Here is a 5,741-nt window from a genome sequence, read left to right as displayed (position 1 = left end):
CTTGTAGAGGGTGTGGTAACTCAGGAACACGGCGATCACCACCAGCACCAGCGCCCAGGACCAGCGGGAGTTGGACAGGCCGCGAGGCTCGGGCTCGGGCGGCGGGGGCGGCGGCGCCAGCCGCGGCTGGCCGGCCATGTAATCGATGAACGCGGCGAAGAAGCGCTCGATGATCTTCTCGCCCGCCTTCAGGATCAGGCTTTCACCGCATTCGGCCAGCTTGCCGCCGGTCATGCCCGCCACGGTGTAGGCCACGCGGGTGCCCTGGTCCTTGGTGCTGAGGTTGACCTGGGCGGTGCCGATGGCCAGGCAGGCCGCCCGGCCCTTGCCCTCGAACACCAGGGTGCAACTGTTGGGGGGATCGACGTCCGACAGCAGGATCTCGCCGTCGTAGTCGGTGTCGATGCCGGCGACCTTGGCACGCAGGGTGACGGCGTACTCGGTGGGGGAGCGCTGCGTGACGTTGACGCATCCGGGGATGCATCGCTGCAGCACGGCAGGATCGGTCAAGGCGTCCCAGGTCTGGTGCTGGGTTGACGGGATCCATTGGGCATCGGCGATACGCATGGCTGTCTCCTTGCGTTTTACAGCTATTGTGGACCCAATGTGTCGGAAGGGAAAGTACCGGGGGCGCTGCGGAGGCGGCCGCGCGGCTCAGTACGGGTTGCGCAGTGGAAATAATATGTCGCCCGCAGTCAGGCGGTTGAGTGGCGTGAGGACATTGTCTGGAGGATAATGCGTGCTGCTTGGCAGGGGGGCGGCGCGCGGCGGGAAGCCGTGTCCATGGTTTCAGGCATATTCGCGTCGATACGCCTGAGCCATTCGCCGGCGCATCTGCCCTCGCCATCGAGCGCGCTGCAGGGGGGCATCGTATCCACGGCTTGTCGTGTGCATAAATGAAATGAGGCCCAAGACCTGCTTGCAAGCGCTCGGCGCGGACGTCGACTGGCCGGATATGGCGTTGTCAGACATATTCCGCGGGGATATGAAAATTATTGGATGTTCATGAGAATCCTGGTGGTTTCGCAGTATTTCTGGCCCGAGTCATTCATCATCAATGACATGGTTCGCCTATTGGTGGAAGAAGGGCACGAGGTTGAAGTGCTTACAGGGAAGCCAAACTATCCCGACGGCAATTTTTTTCCAGGCTATGCGAGCAAGGGCTATCAGCGCGAGATCTACGACGGCAATATTGTCGTGCATCGAGTTCCGCTTAGGCCGAGGAAAAACGGCGGGACCAGGAATCTGATTCTGAATTATCTTTCGTTTGTTGCCAATGGGCTTTTCTGGTCAAAAAAGGTCCTGGGAAAGCACGATGATCCATATGACGTGATCTTCGCTTTTGCCCTGTCTCCGATTACCTCGGTGATTCCTGCGGTGTATTTGAAGCGGCGATTCAAGATTCCGCTGGTTGTGTGGGTGCAGGACTTGTGGCCAGAAAGCCTGAGTGCTACGGGTTTTGTCACGAATAAATTTGCACTGCGAGCCGTCGGCGCGATGGTGAGATGGATTTATTCCAACTGTGATCGAATATTGGTGCAATCAAAGCGCTTCTTTGATCCAGTTTCGAAGTTCGCTGATCCGGCCAAGTTGGAATATTATCCAAATTCCTATCTCGAGCCCGATTCGGAGCCTGAGGGCGGGCCTGGAATACCGCCGGCGATATTAAGAGCGATGGAACAGAATTTCTGCGTCCTTTTTGCAGGGAATATAGGTACGGCGCAGTCCGTGGAGACTATTGTGGGCGCCGCTCGCAAACTGGCTCACTTGCAGGGTTGCAAGATAGTCATGGTGGGTAGCGGCAGCATGCTGGCCTGGGTCGAACAGCAGAAGGCCGAGCACGGACTGGACAATCTGATCCTGGCGGGCCGCTATCCGCCCAGCGCGATGCCGCAGTTCTTCCTGCGGGCCCAGGCGCTGTTGGTAACACTTAAGCGCGACGAGATCTTTGCCTACACAGTTCCGAGTAAAATCCAGGCCTATTTTTGCGCAGGCCGGCCGATCATCGCGGCCCTGGACGGCGAAGGGGCGCAGGTGGTCCGCGATGCACAGGCAGGAGTCGTCTGTAGCGCGGAAGATGTCGAGGGACTCTGTCGCAGCGTCGAGCATATGTATCGTCTCAGCGCTGTCGACCTGCAGGAGATGGCCGAATCGGGGCGCCGTTACTTCCTGGAGCACTTCGAGATGCGTAGTCAAACCAGGGAATTGAGCCGCATCCTAGCGGCGGTATGTGATGTTAGCAATGTGAGGCAATGTTAATGAAAGTCCTGATTCTGGGCGCGAGCGGCATGCTGGGCAGCGCGACGTTTCGCGAGTTCGCGGTCGACGCCCGTCATGAGACCTGGGGCACGTTGCGCAGCGCCGCCTTGAAGAAATATTTTCCGCAGGATCAGCAAACCCGCCTGATTGCTTCGGTGGATGTCACCGACCAAGACACCTTGACGGCGCTGATCGACCGCACGCGACCGGACGTCGTGATCAACTGTATCGGCGTGATTAAACAGGCTTCCACGGCCAAGGATCCGTTGGTCACCTTGCCGATCAATTCCATGCTCCCCCACAGGCTGGCCAGGCTGTGCAGCCTGGCCGGTGCCCGGTTGGTGCATGTCAGCACCGATTGTGTGTTTTCCGGAAAAAAAGGGATGTACACGGAGTCGGATTTTTCCGATGCAGAGGATCTCTACGGAAAATCCAAATACATCGGTGAATTGCATGACAGCCTGAACGCAATCACCCTGCGCACGTCCATCATCGGGCACGAACTGGGGTCCAATCTGGCGCTGGTTGATTGGTTCCTGTCGCAGACCGGAGCGGTCAAGGGCTATACCAAGGCGATCTTCTCCGGGCTCCCAACCGTGGAGCTGGCGCGCTTGATCAAGGATCTGGTACTGCCGAATCCGTCCGTCTCCGGCTTGTTCCATGTTTCGGTCGATCCTATCGACAAGTACAGCCTGCTGTCCCTGGTCGCAAAAGTCTACGGAAAACAGATCGAAATCGTGCCGGATGACAAGCTCCGAATTGACCGATCCCTGAATTCTTCGCGCTTTCGCGAGACGTTCAATTACCAGCCTCCGTCCTGGGAAAGCCTGATTTCCCTCATGCACGATAAGCGTGCGCAATTCTGAATGCCGTGGTGAGCTATGTTTGACGATAAAGTGCTGATGATCACGGGTGGCACCGGTTCCTTTGGTCATACCGTTTTGAGGCGTTTCCTGGACACGGAAGTCCGTGAAATCCGCGTGTTCAGCCGCGACGAAAAGAAGCAGGAGGACATGCGCCTTGAATTGGCCAATGACAAAGTAAAGTTCTATATCGGCGATGTCCGCGATTACGAAAGTGTGTCTCAGGCCATGGTTGGCGTGGATTATGTTTTCCATGCCGCCGCGTTGAAGCAGGTGCCGTCGTGCGAGTTTTATCCGATGGAAGCGGTGAAAACCAACGTTCTGGGCACGGAAAACGTGTTGAACGCTGCCATCGCGCGCAAGGTAAAGCGGGTCATCGTATTGAGCACCGACAAAGCGGTCTATCCCATCAACGCGATGGGGATTTCCAAGGCGATGGCCGAGAAGCTGGTGGTCGCCAAATCGCGGGTGATTCCGGATGGTGGTCCCGTAGTGTGTGCCACGCGTTATGGCAATGTCATGGCGTCGCGCGGCTCCGTGATTCCGCTGTTCGTCCAGCAGATCAAGGCGGGCGAACCCCTGACTCTCACGGATCCCAACATGACCCGCTTCCTCATGTCTCTCGAGGATTCGGTCGATCTCGTGCTGCATGCGTTCCAGCATGCCGAGCAGGGCGACATTTTTGTGCAGAAGGCTCCGGCCTCCACGGTCGGCGACCTGGCGGAAGCATTGAAGCGGCTCTTCAACAGCAGTAGCGCAATCAAGGTGATTGGCACGCGGCATGGAGAAAAACTTTACGAATCCCTCATCTCGCGTGAAGAGATGGCCAAGGCGATCGATATGGGGCGTTATTATCGGATCCCCATGGATAATCGTGGCCTGAATTACAAGAAATATTTTGTCGAGGGCGAGCAGGAAATATCCGACCTAGATGATTACACGTCTCACAATACGGACAGGCTGGATGTCGCCAGTGTCGAGAAAGTCCTGTTGAGCTTGAACTATCTGCAGGAGCAGCTGAATGCTTAAAGTGATGACGCTGGTCGGCACGCGCCCCGAGCTAATAAAAATGAGCCGCGTCATCGCCGAGCTGGACAAGCAGTTTGATCACGTGCTGGTGCATTCCGGCCAGAATTATGATTTCGAACTGAATCAGGTGTTCTTCGATGAGCTGGACATCCGCAAGCCCGACCATTTCCTGGGCGTGGCGGCGGATACGCCTGCCAGAACGATTGCTGAGGTGATTGCGAGGTCAGACGAGATCCTGGCGCAGGAAAAGCCGGACGCACTGCTTCTGTATGGTGACACGAACACCTGCCTCGCCGTCATATCGGCAAAGCGCCGGAAGATCCCGGTGTTCCACATGGAGGCGGGCAACCGCTGCTTCGATCAACGCGTGCCCGAGGAGTTGAACCGCAAGGTGCTCGATCACCTCAGCGACATCAATATGGTGCTTACCGAGCATGCCCGCCGCTACCTCATTGCCGAGGGCGTGCGGCCGGAAACGATCATAAAGACTGGCTCTCACATGGAAGAGGTCATCGCGCATTACATGCCGAAGATCGAAGCATCCATGGTGCTGGAGCGCGAAGGGCTGACGGAGCGAGAGTATTTCCTCGTGAGCATCCATCGCGAAGAGAACGTCGATTCTGCCCAGAACCTGCATGATTTGCTGGACACACTGTTCGCCGTCGCACAAACCTATTCGATGCCGGTCATCGTATCGACCCATCCGCGCACACGCGCAAGGCTGGAAGCGCTTGGCCGTTCGATTGAGCACCCCTTGGTCCGCTTTGTCAAACCGTTTGGCCTTCTGGACTACATGAAGCTGCAAATGGGTGCGAAATGCGTCCTGTCCGACAGTGGCACGATTACAGAAGAGGCGTCGTTGCTCAATCTCTGCGCCATCACAGTGCGGACTGCGCACGAGCGCCCCGAAGGCATGGACGAAGGGACGCTGGTGATGAGCGGGCTCAAGTCGGAGGGCGTGCTTGAGGCGATTCGCGTCGTCACTTCCCAACACACGGAAGGGGCGGGTCTCAAGACTGTTGGCGACTATCGGGGCGGCGCGGTATCGGTCAAGGTCGCCCGCATCGTGCTCAGCTATGTTCCCTACGTGAACCGCACGGTGTGGTCGGTGAATCCCTGAAACGGCGCGCGCGCAGGTCTTGGCCCGCCGCGTTCGGGCTGCTGCAAAGGGCGGAAGCGGCGCGTCCCTGACTAGGCCGCTTTGTGCCAACGGGCGGCCAACAACCAACGCGCCGCTGCCTGAATGCGCGTCATTGGTCTGATCGTTCTCTCGTTTTCCACTAGATATAAGCAATGACTATGCCTTGGTGGCTGTTGTTTCTCGCTTTCGTCCTGGCCTGGATACTGACCGGTGCGTTGCGCCGTTATGCCCTGGCGCGCAATGTGATGGACGTGCCGAATGCACGGAGTTCCCATAAGATCCCGACGCCGCGGGGCGGAGGCATTTCCTTCGTCATCACTTTTGTCGCAGGCATGCTGTTCCTGGGGATGACGGGTGCCCTGGCCTGGCAAGCGGTAATGGGCATCGCGGTGGCTGGAGCGTGGATCGCACTGATTGGCTTTCTGGATGATCATGGCCATATCCAGGCG

At 57.8% G+C, this 5,741-nt stretch carries 5 protein-coding genes and 1 pseudogene; 5 read left to right on the top strand and 1 reads right to left on the bottom strand.

Annotated elements, in window-relative coordinates:
- A partial coding sequence (locus KDH83_RS28960; protein WP_103271662.1) for a carbon monoxide dehydrogenase subunit G occupies positions 1–567 on the bottom strand: 567 nt, incomplete at its 3' end.
- A gap of 432 nt (positions 568–999) precedes the next feature.
- On the opposite strand from KDH83_RS28960, the gene KDH83_RS28955 reads away from it, so the two are divergent.
- The 5 genes and pseudogenes from KDH83_RS28955 to KDH83_RS28935 form a co-directional block, all read left to right on the top strand.
- On the top strand, positions 1,000–2,259 hold the full coding sequence (locus KDH83_RS28955; protein WP_212322164.1) for a glycosyltransferase family 4 protein: 1,260 nt from the start codon (positions 1,000–1,002) through the stop codon (positions 2,257–2,259).
- Entirely contained in the window at positions 2,259–3,125 is an 867-nt protein-coding gene (locus KDH83_RS28950) for an SDR family oxidoreductase (protein ID WP_212322163.1), read from the top strand. The genes KDH83_RS28955 and KDH83_RS28950 overlap by 1 nt, the downstream gene beginning before the upstream one ends.
- A 15-nt stretch (positions 3,126–3,140) precedes the next feature.
- On the top strand, positions 3,141–4,151 hold the full coding sequence (locus tag KDH83_RS28945) for a polysaccharide biosynthesis protein (protein ID WP_212322162.1): 1,011 nt from the start codon (positions 3,141–3,143) through the stop codon (positions 4,149–4,151).
- Positions 4,144–5,271, top strand: coding sequence for a UDP-N-acetylglucosamine 2-epimerase (non-hydrolyzing) (gene wecB, locus KDH83_RS28940; protein WP_212322161.1), 1,128 nt, complete (start codon positions 4,144–4,146; stop codon positions 5,269–5,271). Before KDH83_RS28945 ends, wecB begins: the two co-directional genes overlap by 8 nt.
- Positions 5,272–5,450: 179 nt before the next feature.
- A pseudogene (locus tag KDH83_RS28935) lies at positions 5,451–5,741 on the top strand (glycosyl transferase); the annotation flags it as partial.

The organism is Achromobacter sp. Marseille-Q0513 (assembly GCF_018195695.1).
Lineage (GTDB): Bacteria > Pseudomonadota > Gammaproteobacteria > Burkholderiales > Burkholderiaceae_B > Achromobacter.
This window is presented reverse-complemented; position numbering and strand designations above follow the sequence as displayed.